Here is a 20097-nt window from a genome sequence, read left to right as displayed (position 1 = left end):
GGTCGACAGCAGTCGCCGGGCCCCGCGCCCCCCTGCACCGCACCCCCGGACCGCCCCTCCCCGGAACCGCCCTCAGGCCTGCCCGACGAAGGTGAACCCGGCCCCGTCGACGACGCGGCGGACCAGGGCCTCGTCCAGCGGCTGCGCGGAGGCCACGGTGACCCGGCCGCTCGGCGCGTCGGCACTGACGTCGGTGACGCCCGGCAGGACGGCGAGGCCGGCGCTGACCGTCTTCTCGCAGTGGCCGCAGCTCATGCCGTCGACGGTGAAAACAGCGGTGGTGGACATGACGGCGCCTCCGATGGCAGCTCGCTCGGGACAGGGCCGACCCGGACGGATCGACCCGCCCTACGACACCCGAATCCGACGGCGCCGCCCAGGGACACGCCGCCGGGGTGACACCATCGAGCGGTTCCGGGAACCACCCGGGCCTCCCGTCCGACAGGGGCCGGCACCGTGGCGCACGCCACCGCCCGAACCGCGAAGGCGTCCCGTACCGCGAAGGCGCCCTGAACCGCCGCCGCACCCCGCCCCGTTCCTCCAGGTACCACCCTTTCGCACGACCGGGCGACGGCCCGGTCGCCGATCGGCCGCCCCGGCCCGCCGATCCCGTCCTGGAGCACTTCCGCCATGTCCACCCTGGCCCCGACCCACGCCCGACCGGACACCACCGCCCTCCTGATGGCCCACGCCGCCCTGCGCGGCGTGTACGGCCATCTGGCCGCGGCGGGAGCGGGCCGGTGAGGGCGCCCGCGCGGCTGCGCCGCTGGAAGCCCCGGCACGCTCTGCCCGCCCTCGCGCTGGTCGCGGCGCTGACCGCCGGGCTGCTCTGGTGGCAGCCGTGGAGCGGCGGGGACGGTGACCGGCTGGCGTTCACCACCGCGCCGGGCGGCTCCGCCCGCTTCGGCACCGGCGAGCACCTGTACCGCTACAAGGTGCGGGTGGAGGACGGGATCGCGGAGAGCCCGGCGCAGTTCGCCGCCGAGGTGGACGCGGTCCTCGGCGACGTCCGGCACGGCTGGGCGGCCGGCGGCACGGCCTCGTTCCAGCGGATGCCCACCGACCCGGTGGACTTCACCGTCTACCTGGCCACCCCGAAGTCCACCGACCGGATCTGCGGCCAGTACGGGCTGGACACCGGCGGCTGGGTGAACTGCGGCGTCACCCACCAGGTGGTCGTCAACCTCACCCGCTGGACCGAGTTGTCCGAGTTCTACCAGGGCAGGCCCGAGCAGTACCACGCGCTGGCCGTCAACCACGAGGTCGGCCACATCCTCGGCAACGGCCACGTCGACTGCCCCGGCCCGGGCGCCCCGGCGCCGGTGATGATGCAGCAGATCAAGGGGCTGCACGGCTGCGTCCCCAACGGCTGGCCGTACTCGGACACCGGCACCCTGCTCACCGGCCCGCCCGTCCAGGCCCCCACCAACGCCCCGTAGCCGGCCCGCACGCCGCCTCACGCCGCCGCACACCGCCGAGCGGCACAACCCGGCACCGACGGCCTCACGACACCGCACGGGGCGAACCACCCACCCCCCTCCCGACCCACCCGCCCGAAACACGGATAATCCTGGTCGGACCGGACGCACCCGCACCGCGCGCCCGGTCCCGGTCGTGTTCCCAGTCGGTGCCGGTGGAGGAGAAGCGTTGAACGGTGTGCCCGGCGGGGAGTACCTGGACTGGCCGGTCCTGCTGGAGGCCGCCGAGGCGGCCGCCCGGGCGACCACGGGCCGGGGCCGGGTCGCCGACTACATCCCGGCCCTCGCCACCGCCGACCCGGAGGCCTTCGGCATGGCCGTCGCCACCGTCGAGGGGGAGCTGCACGGTGTCGGGGACTGGCAGCGGCCGTTCTCCGTCCAGAGCGTCTCGAAGCTGTTCTCGCTCGCCCTCGCGGTGGCCTACGGCGGTGACACCCTCTGGCAGGGCGTCGGCCGCGAGCCGTCCGGCAACCCATTCAACTCCCTGGTGCAGCTGGAGACCGAGCACGGCATCCCGCGCAACCCGTTCATCAACGCGGGCGCCCTGGTGGTCACCGACCGGCTCCACACCATGACCGGCGACGCCTCGGGCGCGGTACGGGAGTTCCTGCGCCGCGAGTCCGGCAACCCGCTGCTGGACACCGACCCGGTGGTCGCCGCCTCGGAGGCCGAGCACGGCCACCGCAACGCCGCGCTGGCCCACTTCATCGCCAGCCACGGCAACCTGGAGAACCCGGTCGAGACCGTCCTGGAGCACTACTACGCCCACTGCGCCGTCGCGACCAGCTGCCGCGACCTGGTGCTGGCCGGCTCCTTCCTCGCCCGGTACGGCGTGCGCGCCGACGGCACCCGGCTGATGTCCCGCAGCGAGACCAAGCGGATCAACGCCGTCCTACTCACCTGCGGCACCTACGACGCCGCCGGCGAGTTCGCGTTCCGTGTGGGCCTGCCCGGCAAGAGCGGCGTCGGCGGCGGCATTCTCGCGATACTCCCCGGCCGCGCCGCCGTCTGCGCCTGGGGCCCGCGCCTGGACCAGGCCGGCAACTCCGTCGCCGCGGTCGCCGCCCTGGACACCCTGACCACCCTGTCCGGCTGCTCGGTCTTCTGACCCGCGGACAGCGGAACGCGGGCCCCGGCCGTCCGCACAGCGACCGGGACCCGCGGGTCCGTGACGAGCGCCCTCCGCTCCGAGGACGCCCTCCCCCGAGGCTCCGGGGGACTACTCCACCGTCACGCTCTTCGCGAGGTTGCGCGGCTTGTCCACGTCCCGCCCCAGGGCGACGGCGGCGTGGTAGGCGAGCAGCTGGAGCGGGATGTTGAGCAGCAGCGGGTCCAGCTCGGGCTCGCTCTTGGGCACCAGGATGCAGTGGTCCGCGAGCTTCTCCTCGGGCCGCCGGTGGCCGACGGCGATGACCCGCCCGGAGCGGGCCTTGATCTCGCCCAGCGTGGTGAGGTTCTTGTCCAGCAGCTCGTCGTCCGGAACCAGTGCCACGGTGGGCAGTTCGGGGCTGATCAGCGCCAGCGGGCCGTGCTTGAGCTCGCTCGCCGGGTAGGCCTCGGCGTGCACGTAGGAGATCTCCTTGAGCTTCTGCGCGCCCTCGCGGGCCACCGGGTAGCCGCGCACCCGGCCGATGAACATCATGCCCGCGGAGTCGGCGTACTCGGCGGCGAGTCCGGCGATGGCCTCGCTCTGCTCCAGCACCTCGCGGATCTGGTCGGGCAGCGCCTTGAGCGCAGAAACGATCCGGCGCCCGTCGGCGGGCGACAGGTCGTGGATGCGCCCGAAGTGCAGGGCGAGCAACGCGAAGGCGACCACGGTGGAGGTGAACGCCTTGGTGGAGGCGACCGAGACCTCCGGACCGGCGTGCAGGTAGATACCGCCGTCACACTCTCGGGCGATAGCACTGCCCACCGTGTTGACGACGCCGAGCACCCGGCCGCCCTTGCGCTTGACCTCCTGGACGGCGGCCAGCGTGTCGTAGGTCTCGCCGGACTGGCTGACCGCGACGTACAGGGTGTCCGCCTCGATCACCGGGTTCCGGTAGCGGAACTCGGAGGCCGGCTCGCTGTGCGCGGGGATCCGGGCCAGCTCCTCGATCAGCTGCGCGCCCATCTCGCCCGCGTAGTAGGCCGATCCGCAGCCGAGGATCTTCACCCGGCGGATCTCGCGCAGCTCCCGGGCGTCCAGGTTGAGGCCGCCGAGGTGCGCGGTGGCGAAGCGCTCGTCGAGCCGGCCGCTCAGGGTGCGCTCGACCGAGCCGGGCTGCTCGTGGATCTCCTTGAGCAGGAAGTGCTCGAAGCCGCCGGTGTCGTAGGAGTCGACCTCCCAGTCCACGGTGGACGGCTGGCGGTGCGTGGTGCGGGCGTCCTCGGTGAAGGTCCGGAAGCCGTCGGCCCGGACGGTGGCCAGCTCGCCGTCCTCCAGGTGGACGACCTGGCGGGTGTAGCGGACCAGCGCGGAGACGTCCGAGGCGGCGAACATCTCCTTCTCGCCGATGCCCAGCACGATCGGGCTGCCGTTGCGGGCGACGACGATCCGGTCCGGCCGCTCGGCGTCGAGCACCGCGATGCCGTAGGTGCCGACCACCCGGCCGAGCGCGGCCCGCACCGCGTCCTCCAGCTCGACGCCCTCGGCCACGTTCGCGGCGATCAGGTGGGCGAGCACCTCGGTGTCGGTCTCGGAGCGGAACACCGCGCCGTCGGCGGCGAGCTTGGCGCGCAGCTCGTCGGCGTTCTCGATGATGCCGTTGTGGACGACGGCGATCCGCTCGGCGTTGTCCAGGTGCGGGTGCGCGTTGGCGTCACTGGGGACGCCGTGGGTGGCCCAGCGGGTGTGGCCGATGCCGGTGGTGCCCTTGAACCGGGCCGGTACGGCCGCGGCCAGGTCGGCGACCCGGCCCTTCACCTTGCGGAGCTTGATCCCGCCGCTGCGCCCGGTGACGGCGACACCGGCCGAGTCGTAGCCGCGGTACTCCAGCCGCGCCAGCCCCTCCAGCAGGAAGGGGGTCGCGTCCTTGGGGCCGATGTAGGCCACGATTCCGCACATGCGTGGTCTCCTCTTCGAAGTCTTCGGAAGGTCGGGAACGAGAGCGGTCAGCCCGCTGAGGGCAGCGAGGGCGGTGGGCAGCGAGCGCGATGAGGGCGACGGGCGCTCGGCCGCCTCGGCCGCCTCAGCCGTAGACGATCCGCCGCAGCTGGCGGGCCGAGAGCTCCGGCGCCGAGACCCGGCGCTGCGGCAGCTCCTCGGTGAGCCGGGCGAAGATCCGCTCGTTGGTCAGACCGCGTGCCTGGAGCTCGGTGTGGCGGCGGCGCACGTACTCCTCGGTGCTCTCGGAGAAGTACGCCAGCACCTCCGCCACGACCCGCGCCGCCTCCCGGGGCCCGAGCGGGCTGGTCCGGGTGAGGTGGGCGAGGAGGTCTTCGTGGGGGTGGGGTGAGCTCGGCACGAGTGTGGAGCCTAGGTCGGGCCGGCCGCCGAAGCCAAAGTTTCTGCCCGAAATCGGGCAGACATTACGACTTTCAGACTACATCCACGACTCCTTCACATTCGGCCGTCGAACGGCCACCCGTTCGCCCCCGTTCCCGAAAGCCCCTTGAAGCGGCGCCAACTCCGCACGTAGCGTGACCCCCTGAACACGAAGCGGAAGACCGGAGGCTTGCTGATGTGCGGGATCACCGGATGGGTCGCGTTCGAGCGCGACCTCACCGCCGAACGGGGGGTCATCGACGCGATGACGGCCACCCAGGCCCGCCGCGGCCCGGACGCCGGCGGCGTCCACCTGGAGCCGCACGCCGTGCTCGGCCACCGCCGGCTCGCGGTGATCGACATCGCGGGCGGCGTCCAACCGATGACGGTCGAGCACGACGGCCGGACGCTGGCCGTGCTCACCTACAGCGGCGAGGTCTACAACCACCGCGAACTGCGCGCGGAACTGGAGGCGGCCGGGCACCGCTTCCGTACCCGCAGCGACACCGAGGTCGTGCTGCGCGCCTACCTGGAGTGGGGCGAGCACCTGGCCGAGCGGCTCAACGGCATGTTCGCCTTCGCGGTCTGGGACATCCGGCGCGAGGAGCTGCTGCTGGTCCGCGACCGGATGGGCGTCAAACCCCTGTACTACCACCGCACCCCGGACGGCGTGGTCTTCGGCTCCGAGGTCAAGGCCCTGTTCGCCCACCCCGCCGTCCGCCCGGTGGTGGACCTGGACGGGCTGCGCGAACTGCTCGGCTACGCCCGCACCCCGGGGCTCACCCCGTACCGGGACATCCACGAGGTCCGGCCCGGGCACGTCGTGCGGGTGCGCCGCGAGGGCCTCTCGGTCCGCCGCTACTGGGCGCTGGAGGCGCGCGAGCACCGCGACAGCCTGGAGGCCACGGTCGCCACCGTCCGGGCCCTGCTGGACGACATCGTGCACCGTCAGCTGGAGGCGGACGTCCCGCTCTGCTCGCTGCTCTCCGGCGGCCTAGACTCCAGCGCCGTCACCGCCCTGGCCGCCCGGACCCTGGGCGCGGCCGGGGCCGGCCCGGTGCGCTCCTTCTCCGTCGGCTTCGCCGGGCAGAGCGAGACCTTCAACGCCAACGACGTCCGGCAGACCCAGGACGGCCCGTTCGCCCGGCTGCTCGCCGACCACGTCGGCGCCAACCACAGCGTCGTCGAGCTGGACGCGGCCGACCTGACGGACCCGGCCCGGCGCTCCGTCGTGCTGCGCGCCCGTGACCTGCCCAACGGCGTCGGCGACATGGACACCTCGCTGCTGCTGCTCTTCCGGGGCGTGCGCCGCCACTCCACCGTCGCGCTGTCCGGCGAGTCCGCGGACGAGCTCTTCGGCGGCTACCGCTGGTTCCACGACCCGGCCACCATCGCCGTCGACGACTTCCCCTGGGCGCTCGGCCTCACCGGCATCGCCGGCGGCGGAGCCACCCCGCGCGAGCACCTCCTGGACGCCGAACTGCTCCGCAAGCTCGACCTGGACGGCTACCGCAGGGCCCGCTACCGCGAGGCGGTCGCCGAGGTCCCGCACCTGCCGGAGGCGGATCCGCTCGAACGGCGGATGCGCGAGATCTCGTACCTCAACCTGACCCGCTTCGTCTGCATCCTGCTCGACCGCAAGGACCGGATGAGCATGGCCAACGGCCTGGAGGTGCGGGTGCCGTTCTGCGACCACCGGCTGGTCCAGTACGTCTTCAACGCCCCGTGGGCGATGAAGTCCTTCGACGGGCGGGAGAAGAGCCTGCTGCGCGCCGCCGTCCGGGACGTGCTGCCGGCCGCGGTCGCCGAGCGGGCGAAGAGCCCGTACCCGGTCACCACCGACCCGCACTACCCGGCGAAGCTGCGCGCCGAACTGGCCCGGCTGGCCGTCGAGCGCACCTCCCCGGCCCTGGACCTGCTCGACCGGCGGCGCCTCGCCGACGCGCTCGCCCCGGACACCGACCCGCAGTCCGTCCGGCTGGCCGTCGACCTCGCGCTGGACTTCGACGCCTGGCTGACGGAGTACCGGGTGACGTTGGAGCTCTGACCGCCGGGGCCTGAACACGTGTGGGGCGCGGGTGCCGCCACCCGAACGGCGCACCCGGCGACGCCCGCGCCCCCGTACTCCGTCCGGGTGATTGTGCGGAACCATCCCGCCGGGCCCGGAGGTCCCACGGTGCGATAGCGTCGCCGACACCTCCCGAATGGCGGGCGAAATCGCGGCTTACCGCTCACGTGCCGTCAGGATGGGAGCGAAACGTTCACCTCGATCCGCCGGGGGATCCCGTCATGCAGCCGCGAGTCTTCGCGATTCTCACCGCCCTGCTCCTGGGCGTCCTGGGCCTGGGGTCGGTGGCCGTCACCGACTGGTCGCCCGCGGCGGCCACCGCGTCCCTGACCGCCGTCGCCCCCGGGGCCCCCGCCGCCGGCGCCCGGCCGGCCGCGGCCGGCCCCGCGAGCGCCACCCCGACCGGCGACCCCGCCGTGTGGACCCGCTCCACGCTGCGCAACAAGGTGATGGCCGAGATGGACGCCACCGACCCCGGTGTCGCCCTGGCCGACCTCGACAAGATCACCAAGGAGAAGCCGTACACCGTGCGCTTCTGCCACCCGATCGCGCACGAGCTCGGCCACGCGGCGGTCAAGCGCTTCAACGCCGACTTCCAGAAGGTCATCTCCTTCCCGCACGAGACCTGCGCGGCCGGCTACCTGCACGGCGCGGTCGAGGAGATGCTCAACGCCTCCACCCAGCCCGAGACGGACCTGCTCAAGCTCTGCGCGCCCAAGAACTCCGGGCCCTGCATCCACGGCGTCGGCCACGGCACCATGTTCGTCGCCAAGCAGGACGTCGCCAAGGCGCGCGACCTGTGCAACAAGTTCCCCTCCGACCAGAACCGGATCCGCTGCTCCGAGGGCCTGTTCATGCAGCTCTTCGGCCCGGACGAGGAGGACGAGCAGGCCAAGGCCAACCTGCCCGCCGACAAGCTCGCCCAGGACCCGCTCTACCCGTGCAAGGACCAGCCCTCGCTGTTCCAGTCGGCCTGCTTCTTCTACGCCCCGACCTTCTTCCTCTCCTCGCACGACTACCCGAACCACCCCGAGGTCTACGCCGAGGCCCTCAAGTGGTGCCTCAACGGCAAGGCCAGCGGCGGGGCGGTGGACTGCAGCCGCGGTGTCGGCTCGCGCACCATGAAGTACAACCTGGACCGCGAGGACTGGGCGTCCGAGCAGTGCGCGACCGCCGCCGACGGCTGGCAGCGCAAGGCCTGCGCCGAGGGCCTGGTCAGCTACTACACGGTCAACTACACCGACGGGGGCGCGGCCGGACGGCTCTGCGCCAAGATCACCAACAAGGAGATGCAGGGCTACTGCCGCTCGGCGAGCGGCCTGTCCAGCTCGCTGGACTGACGCCCCGGTCCCCCGGACCGACGCCCCCGGGTCTCAGCAAGCAGGCTCGCACCGCACGGTGCGGGCCTGCTTGCGTAGGATCACCCGATCATCGCCTGACCCGGGTGCGCCAAGGACGCCGCGCCTCGCCCAGCCCGTCCCCCGGCCTCCCTGGAGCACGCCATGACCACCGAGGACTCCCCCGGCACCGACTTCACCGGCACCGACGTCACCGACGCCGACTTCCGCCGTGCCGCCCACGCCACCGCCGACCTCGTCTCCGACTACCTCGCCGACCTGCCCGGACGCCCGGTCTGGCAGCCCATGGACGAGACCGCCCGCCGGGCCCTGCTCGACGCCCCGCTGCCCACCGAGGGCCGCCCGCTCGACGAGCTGATCGGCGCCATCGGACGGGACGTCCTGCCGTACCCGATGGGCAACGGCAACCCGCGCTTCTTCGGCTGGGTCAACTCCGCCCCCGCCCCCGCCGGGGTGCTCGCCACCCTCGCCGCCTCCGCGATGAACCCCAGCTCGGCCGGCGGCGACCACGCCGACGTCCACCTGGAGCGCGCCGTGGTCCGCTGGATAGCCGAACTGGTCGGCTTCCCGCACCCGGCCGGCGGCGGCCTGCTCACCTCCGGCACCTCGATGGCGACCATCGTCTGCCTCGCCGCCGCCCGCAGCCGCGCCGCCCGGCGGGCCGGCCGGGACGTCCGCGAGGAGGGCCTGGCGGGCCTGCCGCCGCTGGTCGGCTACGTCACCGGCGAGACCCACTCCTGCGTCCGCAAGGCCGCCGAGCTGCTCGGCCTCGGCAGCCGGCAGCTGCGCACCGTGGCCACCGGCCCCGACGGCCGGCTGGACACCGCCGACCTGCGAGCGGCCGTCGAGCGCGACCGCGCGGCCGGCCTGCTGCCCTTCCTGGTGGTCGCCTCGGCCGGCACCGTCGGCGCCGGCGCGGTGGACGGGTTCGGCCCGATCGCCGACCTCTGCGAGGAGCAGGGCCTCTGGATGCACGTGGACGGCGCGTACGGCGCCTTCGGCCGGCTCGACCCGGCCATCGCCCACCGCTACGCCGGGCTGGAGCGCGCCGACTCGCTCGCCCTCGACCCGCACAAGTGGCTCGGCGTCCCGGTCGACTGCGGCTGCGCGCTGGTCCGCGACACCGAGGAACTGCGCGGCACCTTCAGCCTCGTCCCGTCCTACCTGCGCGACGAGTCGGCCGGCGCGCTCGGCTGGTTCTCCGAGTACGGCACCGAGCAGACCCGCCCCTTCCGGGCCCTCAAGGTCTGGGCCACCATCGCCCACAAGGGCCGGGCCGGGCTCGCCCGGGACATCGCCCGGTGCACCGCCCTGGCCCGCCGGCTCGGCGAACTCGTCGAAGCGGACGAGGAGTTGGAGCTGCTCGCCGAGGTGCAGACCTCGATCGTGGCGTTCCGCCACCGCGCCCCCGGCCGGGACGGGGCCGCCCGCGACGCCCTCAACCGCGACCTCCCCGCCGCCGTCCAGCGGCGCGGCCGGGTCTTCGTCACCGGCGCCCGCCTGGACGGCGCCGAGCTGCTCCGCGCCTGCCTCCTCAACGCCGCCACGACGGAGGCCGACCTCCACCTCCTGCTCGCCGAGGTCAAGGCCGCGGCCCGCGACCTGCTCGGCTAGACCACCGGCGGCCCGGCCTCCCGACTCGGCCCCGCGCGTTCCTCCCGTAACACCCCGGCGCGGACCGTAACCGGCCGGTCACGACGCATGCCCGACCGGGAAACACCGGTCGGGCACGGTGGTGGCATGGAGCATTCGAAGCCCTCTCCCCTCCGTGCCCCCGCCGGCCCCGGTGCCCGCCGCACCCACCGCTGGCGCCGTGACACCGTCGAACTCGCCGCCGTCTTCCTCTCCGTCACGGCGGCCGACCTCATCGCCAAGATCGTCGTCCACGGCCCGGACGGCCCGGTCGTCGTGGCCGCCTCCGCGCTCGCCCTGCTGGCCACCGCCCTGCTCCACAGCTGGTGGTCACCGCACGCCCCGCCCCCGGTCGCGCTCTGGCGGGTGCGCACCACGGCCCTCGCCCACACCCGCACGACGCTCGCCGACCACCGGATCACCCTGCTCTCCGTCCACCCCCACCCCGCCGCCGACGAGCTCTACCTCCGCACCGAGCACCCGGTGACCCCGGCCGTCCTGACGACGCTGCTGACCGCCACCGGCCACACCCTCCAGGACGCGCCGACCCGCATCGCCTGAGCCGTCGCCTCAGGCCGGGCCCGGGTCGTTGGGGTGCGGTTCGAGCGGGGTCACCACGACGGTCATCCACGGCCGCAGCGGGAGGCTGCCGAGCACCTCCGCGCGCAGCCGGGCCTCGTCGGCCGCCCGCCAGACGCCGATGCTGCGCCGTTCGCCGACCGGGCGCCACAGCCTGGCCAGGTGGCCAGTGGCGGCCAGCTCGCGGGCGCGGACGGCCTCGGCGGCGCGCCGCCGGTCGACCTCCTCCTCAGCGGTGCCCTCGGGGACGCTGGTGGTGATCTCGACCAGGAACTCCTGCACGGTCCTGCTCCCTTCTCTCCCCCGCCCCGCCCCCGCCCCCTCATCGTCGGCCCGGCACCCGACCGCCGCCACGACCGGCCCGCGCCCGGTGGGCCGGCCGGGCGAATCCGGAGCCGGCCTCCGGCGGCCCCGCACCCGGCGCGGGCCCGGGATCCGGCTCCGCCGGCGGCGGCCCGAGGAGGGCGGCCACCGCCGGCGGATTCCCGGGAGGCGTCAGCCCTTGTCGGCCGGCTGCACGACGCAGACGGCCTCGCCGAGCATCGGCCCGAAGCCGCCGAGCAGGGCGCCGAGCACCTGGTGGCAGGTGGCGGCCTCCTCGGGCGTCTTGGGGCCGTTGCTGTCGGCGGCGGCCGACTGGGCGAGGGCGAGCGGCAGGGCGAGCAGCAGGGCGCAACAGGCGGTGGCCAGTGCGGAGTTCTTCACGGACATCGGAAAGCCCCTTCGGAGGAGACGGGATCGGCGGAAAAGCCGAGCCATCCCTATCCGAAGGGGCTCCCCCGCTCACGGATCCTGAGCCATCCGTGAGCGTGTCCACATCATCCGATCAGCGGCCCAGGGGCTCCCCGGGGCCCGTCCGTTCCACCTCCCGGATCGCGGCGGCCAGCTCGGCCACCCCGTGCTCCCGCAGCACCCCGTAGTGGTCGCCCGCCAGGTCGACCACGGTGGACGGGGCCGCCGAGTAACCGGTGCTGCCCTCGATGAACGAGTAGTCGTCACCCGCGGCCTTGAAGACGGTCACCGGCGCCTCCAACCGCCGCTCGGCGAGCTCGCGGAAGCTGTACTCGAACTCGTAGGTCTCGCCGACGATCCCGGTGATCCGCCGGATCAGCTCCTCGTCCAGCTCCGGCAGCATCCGGTGCACGGAGGCGACGAAGGTCGCCTCGTCCACCGTCTCGGCCAGGCAGCGCTCCAGATCGGGGCCGCTGATCCGGCCGGCGAACACCCCGAACAGGATGGTCAGGTACGCCGGGTTGGCGTACGAGGCCTCACGGCCCCACGACCGGGCATCGTCCCGGCGCACCTTCGGGTTGCCAGGGCAGATCAGCAGCAGCCGCTCCACCCGCTGCCCGGCGCGCTCCAGCTGCCAGGCCGCCTCGAAGGCGACCCGGGCGCCGAAGGAGAAGCCCCACAGCGTGTACGGCCCCCGCGGCTGCACCCGGCGCAGCTCGGCGACGTCGGCGGCGGCCATCTCCCGGATGGTCGGGTACGGCGTCTCGCCCGGGTTGACGCCGTGCGCCTGGACACCGTAGAAGGCCCGGCCCGCACTCGCTTCCCGGCCGAGCGGCCGCAGGTTCATCGGGTAGCCGCCCAGTCCGGGCCAGCAGAACACGGCCCGGTCGGCCGCCCCCGGGTGCAGCGGCACCAGCCGGGAGGCCGCGCTCCCGCCGGTGCCCCCGCCCGCGCGCTCGCCGCCCTCGCCGCAGGCCCGTTCGACGCGTGCGGCCAGGTCGCCCAGCCGGGGGCACTCGAACAGCACCTGGAGCGGCAGCGCGACGCCGAACTCGCGGTTGATCCGGTGCACCAGGGCGACGGCGATCAGCGAGTTCCCGCCGACGGCGAAGAACTCGTCCGTCACCGACACCTCCTGGTACCCCAGCGCCCGCCCCCAGGCCTCGGCCAGCCACCGCTCGTACCCGGTGGCGGGTGCGACGTACGCGCCGCGCACGTCGGCCGTGCGGACGGCCTCGGAGGCGGCCAGCGCCTTGAGGTCCACCTTGCCGTTGGCGGTGAGCGGCAGGGCGTCCATCACCAGCACCCGGTTGGGCAGCATGTAGTCGGGCAGCAGGGTGGCCAGTTGGTCCTTGATCAGCTCGGCCGGTCCCTTCATGTGGACGGTGTCCTCGTGCATGCCCTCGCTGCGGATCTGCTCCTCGCTCACCTTGCCGCCGAGGAAGAAGTAGGACGGTCCCGGGGTGATGCCGCGGCCGGCCAGGATCTCGTCGATGCGGCGCGAAGCGGGCAGCGGGTGGCCGGACTTGGAGCTGTAGCCGGAGGACATGAGGCCCAGCCCCAAGCCGTTGCGCTGGAGGCGGTGCAGCTCCGTGCCGAGCACGATGTACCGCAGCCACTCCTCCTCGGCACGGGCGACGGCCGTGATGCCGAACGAGGCCCGGGCGTAGACGGCCTGGTTGATCGCGATCACGTGCCGGGACTCCACCACCTCCTCCGAGACGTGCGTCAACTCGCCGTCGGCGTACCGGTAGAGGCCGCCCGGCAGGCCGTCCACCCGGCCCTCGTGGGCCTGGACGTACAGCTCGGTGCCCTCGTCCCGCGCCGGGCCGCCGGCCCGGACGACCGCGAAGGCGCCCAGGTAGTGGTCCTCCTCGGCGACGTCCAGCCGGCCCTTGGCCGCCGGGTCGAGGCCGATCGGGCGCACGTCCAGCCCGTACTCGGGCAGCACCTCCGCCAGGACGCCCAGCATGTGGCCGGTCTCGAACTCCAGCACCTCCCGGATGTTGTTCTTGTAGACCGGCTCGATGGCGCCGTGCTTCCCGGAGAAGTGCAGCGTCAGGTAGGCCCCGTCCTCCGGGCCCGGCCGCGCCCCGGCGGGGCCGATCCGGACCAGGACGTGCTCGACCGGGTGGTAGTAGTACAACCCGGCCGCGAGCCCGTCCAGGCCGCCGGTCTCCAGGTACAGCTGGGTCGCGTACAGCGCGCCGGGCGAGGCGTAGGCGTACTTGGGCAGCAGCCGCTCCTCGCTGTGGAACTGGCCGAACCACCGCAGGACGCGGCCGAGTTCGGGCAGGCTCAGCAGTTCCAGGTCGCGGCCGAAGGTGCGGGTTGGGCGCGGGGCGAGCAGCGCGGTGAGGTCGTCCCGGGTGACCGCGCCGCCGTCGTAGAAGCGGTAGCTCTTGCGGGCGAAGGCCTCCCGGCGCTGGGCGTCGGTCTCCTTCCGGCCGGGCAGTTCAACCCGCTCGCGGCCCGCCAGCCGGGCCCGGTCGCGCAGGCCCGGGTCGGACAGCTGGGCCTTGACCTGGAGCTTGCTGGCCTTGGACTGGTGGTGGCCGCCGTGGCTGCCCTGGTCCATCAGGGCAGCCTCGCGCGGGTTGAGCTCGACGCAGGCGACCAGGTTCGGATGCCCGGTGCGGTCGTCCCCGGTGACGACCGCGGCCGAGCGGCGCACCCAGGTGTGCTCCTCGATCGCGCGGGCGATCTCGTCCAGCTCGACCCGGTACCCGCGCAGCTTGACCTGGTTGTCCACCCGGCCGGCGAACTGGAGGGTGCCGTCCGGGTTCCACCGCACCAGGTCGCCGGTGCGGTACAGCCGCTCGCCGGGGGCGAACGGGGAGCGGACGAACCGCTCCGCGGTCAGCTCCGGCCGGTTCAGGTAGCCGCGGGCCAGCTGGACGCCGCCGATGTACAGCTCGCCGACGCCGCCACTGGCGACCGGCCGCAGCTCCTCGTCGAGGACGTGGCACTGGGTGTCGGCCACCGGTCGGCCGATCGGCACCGAGCCGGCGCCGTCGGCCGGATCGGCCGGGTCGACCAGGTGCCAGGTGGCGTTGATGGTGCACTCGGTCGGGCCGTACAGGTTGACCAGCGCCGCCTGCGGGAGGGCGCGGCCCAGGTCGCGGGCGAGCCGCCGGGAGAGCGCCTCACCGCCGGAGAACACCCGGGTCAGGCCGGTGCAGTCGGCGAAGCCCTCGGTGTCCAGCAGCGCCCGGAGCAGGGTGGGCACGCACTGGAGCGCGGTCACCCCGTGCCGCCGGACGGCGGCGACCAGCGCCTCCGGGTCCCGGTAGAGGCCGGGCGTGTCGGCCGCCACCCGGGCGCCGACGGCCGGGGCGAGGATCTCCCACTGCGCGGCGTCGAAGCTCATCGGGGTCTTCTGCAGCACGGTGGTCCCGGGGTCGAGGTGCCCGGCGGAGCGCATCCAGCGCAGCTGGGAGACCACCGAGCGGTGCTCGATCATCACGCCCTTGGGGCGGCCGGTGCTGCCCGAGGTGTAGATCACATAGGCCAGCGACTCCGGCTCGGCGGCCGCCTCGGGCGCTTCCTCGTGTGCCTCCTCCGCCGCTTCCGGCAGCGGAGCGGCGTCCTCACAGGCCTCGAAGGTGACGACCGCGGTCCCGGCCGGGACCAGCGCGGCCAGCCGCTCGCGCAGGTGCGCCTGGGTCAGCACGATCCGGGTGCCGCTGTCCTCGACCATGTAGCGGATCCGGTCCTCGGGGTACTCCGGCGACAGCGGCAGGTAGCCGGCCCCGGCGTACAGCACGCCCCAGGCCCCGGCGACCAGCTCGACGGACGGCTCGACGTACAGGCCGACGCAGCCGTCCGGGACGGCGCCCAGGCGGCGCAGCCGCGCGGCCAGCCGGCGGGCGGCCCCGGCCAGCTCCTGGAAGGTGAGGCCGCCGCCCGCGCCGAGGACGGCCGGCGCGCCGGGCCGGGTGCGCGCCTGCCGGTCGAGCAGCCCGGTGAGCGCGGTGCCGACCGGAGCCCGGCGGGCGTGCGGGACGGCGGTGGTGGCGGTGGTGTCGGTGGTGGGGACGGACGGGGTGTCGCGCATGGAAACGGCCTTCGGTGCGTGGACGTACGGGTGTGGCCGTACGGGGCGTGGCCTCCTGCTCACCAGGAGCACCGGGGAACGCCATCCACCGTCGGCCGCCCGCTGTCCCATCCGCCTGAGGCACCGGTCGCGACCTGCGCCGATGCCGTCCCGGCCACCCGTGCCGCCGTCCCGGGCGGGGGCCCGCCCTGTCCCACCCCGCCCGGCCGCGCACCCGGGCATTCGCCCGTTCACGATCACGTAACCGAACGGAAGCGCACCGTCGGTAGCGTCGGCGGCATGAAGGCATCACGCACTCGCCCCGAACGGCTCTGGCACCGGCCCTTCCGCAGGTCCGACCGCAGGTGCGCGGCGCCCGAGGGCCAGGCCACCCGGCCGCCCGCGCTCACCGGCGGCCCGTACCGGACCGTGCGGCCGCACCCGCCCGCCGTCCGCGCCGCCGGTCCGGCGCCGGAGGCCCCGTCCCGTCTGTCCCTGCCGGATGGGACCGGGCTGCTGCTGCGCCCGTCCGGGCCGGCCGACCGGGCGGCGGCGCTGGCGATGCACGGGCGCTGCTCCCCCGCCGCGCTGCGGCTGCGCTACCACGGCCCGGTCCGCGACGCCGGCCGCTACCTGGACCACCTGCTGGACCCGCGGCACGGCCGCAGCTACGCGGTGGCCGCCCCGGACGGGCGGATCCTCGCGCTCGGGCACCTGATGTGGGACGACGGCGAGGCCGAGCTGGCCGTCCTGGTCGAGGACGACTGGCAGCGGCACGGGCTGGGCGCGGCGCTGCTGCGGCGGCTGTCGGCGACGGCCCGGGCGGCCGGCGTCCGCACGGTGTACGCGGTGACCCAGGGCGGCAACACCGGGCTGATCGCCGCGATGCGACGGCTGGACGCGCCGCTGGACTTCCGGGCCGAGGACGGCACCCTGGTGATCACCGCCACGCTGGCCGCCGGGGATCCGGCCGGCTGCGCCCACCATCCGGGACGCTGATCATTTCTTCACCAGATCCTTACCCGGGCAGGTCGGGAACCCGACGGTGGTCGTCGAGCGTCGTCAAAGCAGTAGGGGTTCGGAGCCGAACCCTTGGGGCTGCTCCGTACACCGCTCTCCCCGACAGGCCGTCAGCAGCACCCGCGAGCGCGTCGCAGCAGGCGGCACGGGGTCCGGATCGTCCGGTCGGGCGACGGAGTCGGTAGGCTGACCCCCGTCCCCGCCGCCCGACGGCCCGTTATTCGGCCACGGGTGGTGCCGCAGCAAGGAGGAACCACTGAGCATGGCAGGCACCGAATCGGAGCCCACAGGCGCACGCGACGCCTCGCTGCCGGCCCGCGCCAAGATCGCGGTCACCGCCGGCCGGGTCGCCGCCGCCGTGTCGCGCAAGGCCGGGCGCGGGAGCGGCTCGGTGATCGGCGGCAAGGTCGCCCTCAAGCTCGACCCCGACCTGCTCGCCACCCTCGCCGAGAACCTCGACGTCGTCCTGGTCAGCGCGACCAACGGCAAGACCACCACCACCCGCCTGATCGCCGAGGCGCTGCGCGCCGCCGGTCCGGTGGTCTCCAACGCCCTGGGCGCCAACATGCCCGCCGGCATCACCTCCGCCCTGGCCGGCGGCAACGACGCCCGCTTCGGCGTGATCGAGGTCGACGAGAAGTACCTGGCGATGGTCGCCCGCGACACCCGCCCCAAGGCGATCGCCCTGCTCAACCTCTCCCGCGACCAGCTCGACCGCGCCGCCGAGACCCGGATGATGGCCGAGAAGTGGCGCGAGGGCCTCCAGAACACCGAGGCCGTGGTCATCGCCAACGCCGACGACCCGCTGGTGACCTGGGCCGCCTCCTCCTGCAAGAAGGTGGTCTGGGTGGCCGCCGGACAGGCCTGGAAGGAGGACGCCTGGTCCTGCCCCGCCTGCGGCGGTGTGATGCAGCGCCCCGGCGACGACTGGTTCTGCCAGGACTGCGGCTTCCGCCGGCCCAACCCGCACTGGGCGCTCCAGGGCACCCACGTGATCGACCCGCAGCGCGGCGCCTGGCCGATCCAGCTCCAGCTGCCGGGCCGGGCCAACCTGGCCAACGCCACCAGCTCGGCCGCCGTCGCCGCCGTGTTCGGCGTCGCCCCGCAGGTCGCCCTGGAGCGGATGCGCTCGGTGGCCGCCGTGGCCGGCCGCTACGACGTGGTCCAGTACCAGGGCCGGGACATCCGCCTGCTGCTGGCCAAGAACCCGGCCGGCTGGCTGGAGACCTTCTCGCTGATCGACGGCCCGCCCGCCCCGGTGATCCTCTCCGTCAACGCCCTCGACGCCGACGGCACCGACACCTCCTGGCTGTGGGACGTCGACTACGAGCGCCTCGCCGGGCACCCGGTCTTCGTGATGGGCCAGCGCAAGCTGGACCTGGCCGTCCGCCTGGAGGTCGCCGGACTCCAGTTCCACGTGGTCGACACGCTGGAGCAGGCCGTCCGGATGGCCCCGCCCGGCCGGATCGAGGCCATCGCCAACTACACCGCCTTCCAGCAGCTGCGGAAGGTCGTGGCCGGCTGATGCCGCGCCCGCACACCAGTCTTTACGTGACGGAAGGCCTTCGAGGATGAGTGAGAGCAGCCTGCGCGTGGTCTGGGTCTACCCGGACCTGCTCAGCACCTACGGCGACCGGGGCAACGCCCTGGTCGTGGAGCGCCGGGCCCGCCAGCGCCACCTCAACGTGACCCGGATCGACGTCCGCTCCGACCAGGCGATCCCCACCAGCGGCGACATCTACCTGATCGGCGGCGGCGAGGACCGCCCGCAGCGCCTGGCCGCCGAGCGGCTGCGCGCCGACAGCGGCCTGGTGCGGGCCGCCGAGAACGGCGCGATCATCTTCGGTGTCTGCGCCGGTTTCCAGATCATGGGCCACGAGTTCATCAACGACCTCGGCGAGCGCGAGCCGGGCCTGGGCCTGCTCGACGTCTGGACCACCCGCGGCGAGGGCGCCCGCTGCGTCGGCGACGTGCTCGCCGACGTCGACCCCCGGCTCGGCCTGCCGCAGCTGACCGGCTTCGAGAACCACCAGGGCGTCACCCATCTCGGCCAGGGCGTGCAGCCCTTCGCCACCGTCAGCGTCGGCCGGGGCAACGGCACCGGTGACGGCACCGAGGGCGCCTGGCGGGACACCGTGTTCGGCACCTACCTGCACGGCCCGGTGCTGGCCCGCAACCCCGCCGTGGCCGACATGCTGCTCAAGCTGGCGCTGGACGTCGCCGCGCTGCCGCCGGCCGACACCACCTGGTACGACGCGCTGCGCGCCGAGCGCATCGCGGCCGCGACGCGTCCCCAGTAGTACATCCGTACGCCCCGGCCGGGTGCCCGCCATGCGGTCACCCGGTCCGCGGGCGGCCCCGGACGTACCACAATGGGGCTGCCTACTGCACACCCTCCTCGGCAGCAGGCTGCAATTCCGCGCGGGGGCGCCGACGGCGCCGCTCCCGCGTCGGCTCCTGCCCGGCCGGACCAGGGGCCGTATGCTCGACTTCGCGGCCGTTTTCGGGCGTTCTGTCCGGATCGGCCGGTCCTTCACCCCGCGGCCACCTCCCCGCCACCACGGCGAGGGAGCGCCCCGTTACGGTGACGGCTCGTCGTCCCAGCCTGTAGTCCGGCCGTTCCTCGGTTCTGCTCGGGAGTTGCAAAGCTAATGCGTATCGGAGTGCTGACCAGCGGCGGTGACTGCCCCGGCCTGAACGCGGTGATCCGCTCCGTGGTCCACCGGGGGGTGGTCGACCACGGCGACGAGATCATCGGGTTCGAGGACGGGTGGCGCGGTTTCCTTGAGGGCCACCACCGCCCCCTGACCCTGGACTCGGTGAGCGGCATCCTGGCCCAGGGCGGCACCATCCTCGGTTCCTCCCGGGTCCAGCCGAGCCACCTGCGGGACGGCGTCGAACGGGCCAAGAAGTACTGCGCCGACCTCGGCCTGGACGCGGTCATCCCGATCGGCGGCGAGGGCACCCTGAAGGCCGCCAAGCTGATGAGCGACGCGGGCCTGCCGATCGTCGGCGTGCCCAAGACCATCGACAACGACATCGCCGCCACCGACGTGACCTTCGGCTTCGACACCGCCGTCTCGGTCGCCACCGAGGCGCTGGACCGGCTGAAGACCACCGCCGAGTCCCACCAGCGCGTCATGGTCGTCGAGGTCATGGGCCGGCACACCGGCTGGATCGCGCTGAACGCGGGCATGGCCGCCGGCGCGCACGCCATCGTCGTCCCGGAGCGCCCGTTCCACATCGACAAGCTCACCGAGGTCGTCCGCGAGCGCTTCGACCGCCAGAAGAAGTTCGCCATCGTGGTCTGCGCCGAGGGCGCCAAGCCCGAGCCCGGCACCATGCACTGGGAGGAGGGCACCAAGGACATCTACGGCCACGAGCGGTTCACCGGCATCGCCACCCAGCTCTCCCGCGAGCTGGAGCACCGCCTCGGCAAGGAGGCCCGCCCGGTGATCCTCGGCCACACCCAGCGCGGCGGCACCCCGACCGCCTACGACCGGGTGCTCGCCACCCGCTTCGGCTGGCACGCCGTCGAGGCCGTCCACAAGGGCGCCTTCGGGCACATCACCGCGCTGCAGGGCACCAACATCAACCTGGTGCCGCTGGCCGAGGCGGTCGCCGAGCTGAAGACCGTGCCGCAGGACCGCTACCTGGAGGCCGAGACGGTCCTCTGACCGCCCCCGCCCTCCCCGGAGGCCCCCGGCCCGCCCCGCGCGGCCCGGGGG

General features: G+C 74.0%; 16 protein-coding genes. 10 read left to right on the top strand and 6 right to left on the bottom strand.

Annotation, left to right across the window (positions count from 1 at the left end):
* Positions 1-72 precede the first annotated feature (72 nt).
* Complete coding sequence (locus tag ACFU7Z_RS15605; RefSeq protein ID WP_049651651.1) at positions 73-288, bottom strand: heavy-metal-associated domain-containing protein; 216 nt, start codon at positions 286-288, stop codon at positions 73-75.
* Positions 289-740: 452 nt separating this feature from the next.
* Between ACFU7Z_RS15605 and ACFU7Z_RS15600 the strand changes: the two genes are divergently transcribed.
* Positions 741-1439, top strand: coding sequence for a DUF3152 domain-containing protein (locus ACFU7Z_RS15600; RefSeq protein ID WP_380777840.1), 699 nt, complete (start codon positions 741-743; stop codon positions 1437-1439).
* Positions 1440-1647: 208 nt separating this feature from the next.
* On the top strand, positions 1648-2586 hold the full coding sequence (locus tag ACFU7Z_RS15595; protein ID WP_369808293.1) for a glutaminase: 939 nt from the start codon (positions 1648-1650) through the stop codon (positions 2584-2586).
* Positions 2587-2697: 111 nt separating this feature from the next.
* Here the strand turns inward: ACFU7Z_RS15595 and glmS are convergent, their stop codons facing one another.
* Both glmS and ACFU7Z_RS15585 read right to left on the bottom strand, forming a co-directional pair.
* A complete protein-coding gene (glmS, locus tag ACFU7Z_RS15590; RefSeq protein ID WP_049651653.1) occupies positions 2698-4524 on the bottom strand; it encodes a glutamine--fructose-6-phosphate transaminase (isomerizing) in 1827 nt (608 codons plus the stop codon).
* Between the two features lie 124 nt (positions 4525-4648).
* Positions 4649-4924, bottom strand: a complete 276-nt coding sequence (locus tag ACFU7Z_RS15585; RefSeq protein ID WP_049651654.1) for a hypothetical protein — start codon at positions 4922-4924, stop codon at positions 4649-4651.
* 216 nt (positions 4925-5140) lie between these two features.
* Here ACFU7Z_RS15585 and asnB point away from each other — a divergent pair, with 216 nt between their 5' ends.
* From asnB to ACFU7Z_RS15565, 4 genes are all read left to right on the top strand, one after another.
* A complete protein-coding gene (gene asnB / locus ACFU7Z_RS15580; RefSeq protein WP_074004552.1) occupies positions 5141-6991 on the top strand; it encodes an asparagine synthase (glutamine-hydrolyzing) in 1851 nt (616 codons plus the stop codon).
* Positions 6992-7233: 242 nt separating this feature from the next.
* Entirely contained in the window at positions 7234-8352 is a 1119-nt protein-coding gene (locus tag ACFU7Z_RS15575) for a hypothetical protein (protein WP_380777839.1), read from the top strand.
* A gap of 162 nt (positions 8353-8514) precedes the next feature.
* The gene (locus ACFU7Z_RS15570) at positions 8515-9984 is read left to right on the top strand and encodes a pyridoxal phosphate-dependent decarboxylase family protein (RefSeq protein WP_380777838.1); all 1470 of its coding nucleotides are present in this window, start codon (positions 8515-8517) and stop codon (positions 9982-9984) included.
* 126 nt (positions 9985-10110) lie between these two features.
* Positions 10111-10563 (top strand): hypothetical protein, encoded by a 453-nt coding sequence (locus tag ACFU7Z_RS15565; protein ID WP_074004549.1) that lies wholly within the window; start codon positions 10111-10113, stop codon positions 10561-10563.
* Positions 10564-10572: 9 nt separating this feature from the next.
* Here ACFU7Z_RS15565 and ACFU7Z_RS15560 read toward each other — a convergent pair whose 3' ends face one another.
* The 3 genes from ACFU7Z_RS15560 to ACFU7Z_RS15550 form a co-directional block, all read right to left on the bottom strand.
* On the bottom strand, positions 10573-10863 hold the full coding sequence (locus tag ACFU7Z_RS15560) for a muconolactone Delta-isomerase family protein (RefSeq protein WP_049658392.1): 291 nt from the start codon (positions 10861-10863) through the stop codon (positions 10573-10575).
* Between the two features lie 213 nt (positions 10864-11076).
* The gene (locus ACFU7Z_RS15555; protein ID WP_049658393.1) at positions 11077-11292 is read right to left on the bottom strand and encodes a hypothetical protein; all 216 of its coding nucleotides are present in this window, start codon (positions 11290-11292) and stop codon (positions 11077-11079) included.
* A 115-nt stretch (positions 11293-11407) separates the two neighbouring features.
* Positions 11408-15370 (bottom strand): amino acid adenylation domain-containing protein, encoded by a 3963-nt coding sequence (locus ACFU7Z_RS15550; RefSeq protein WP_380777837.1) that lies wholly within the window; start codon positions 15368-15370, stop codon positions 11408-11410.
* Between the two features lie 279 nt (positions 15371-15649).
* On the opposite strand from ACFU7Z_RS15550, the gene ACFU7Z_RS15545 reads away from it, so the two are divergent.
* The 4 genes from ACFU7Z_RS15545 to ACFU7Z_RS15530 all read left to right on the top strand — a co-directional run bounded on the left by ACFU7Z_RS15545 (position 15650) and on the right by ACFU7Z_RS15530 (position 20046).
* Positions 15650-16348 (top strand): GNAT family N-acetyltransferase, encoded by a 699-nt coding sequence (locus tag ACFU7Z_RS15545; protein WP_380777836.1) that lies wholly within the window; start codon positions 15650-15652, stop codon positions 16346-16348.
* A gap of 283 nt (positions 16349-16631) precedes the next feature.
* The gene (locus ACFU7Z_RS15540; protein WP_049656207.1) at positions 16632-17894 is read left to right on the top strand and encodes a MurT ligase domain-containing protein; all 1263 of its coding nucleotides are present in this window, start codon (positions 16632-16634) and stop codon (positions 17892-17894) included.
* Positions 17895-17940: 46 nt separating this feature from the next.
* Positions 17941-18669, top strand: coding sequence for a type 1 glutamine amidotransferase (locus ACFU7Z_RS15535; protein WP_074004546.1), 729 nt, complete (start codon positions 17941-17943; stop codon positions 18667-18669).
* A gap of 351 nt (positions 18670-19020) precedes the next feature.
* Positions 19021-20046 (top strand): 6-phosphofructokinase, encoded by a 1026-nt coding sequence (locus ACFU7Z_RS15530; protein WP_074004545.1) that lies wholly within the window; start codon positions 19021-19023, stop codon positions 20044-20046.
* The last annotated feature ends 51 nt before the right edge of the window (positions 20047-20097 follow it).

Source organism: Kitasatospora sp. NPDC057518, from assembly GCF_042802075.1.
Classification (GTDB): domain Bacteria; phylum Actinomycetota; class Actinomycetes; order Streptomycetales; family Streptomycetaceae; genus Kitasatospora.
The sequence above is the reverse complement of the archived record's forward strand: the minus strand, read 5'-3'. Positions and strand labels throughout refer to the sequence as shown.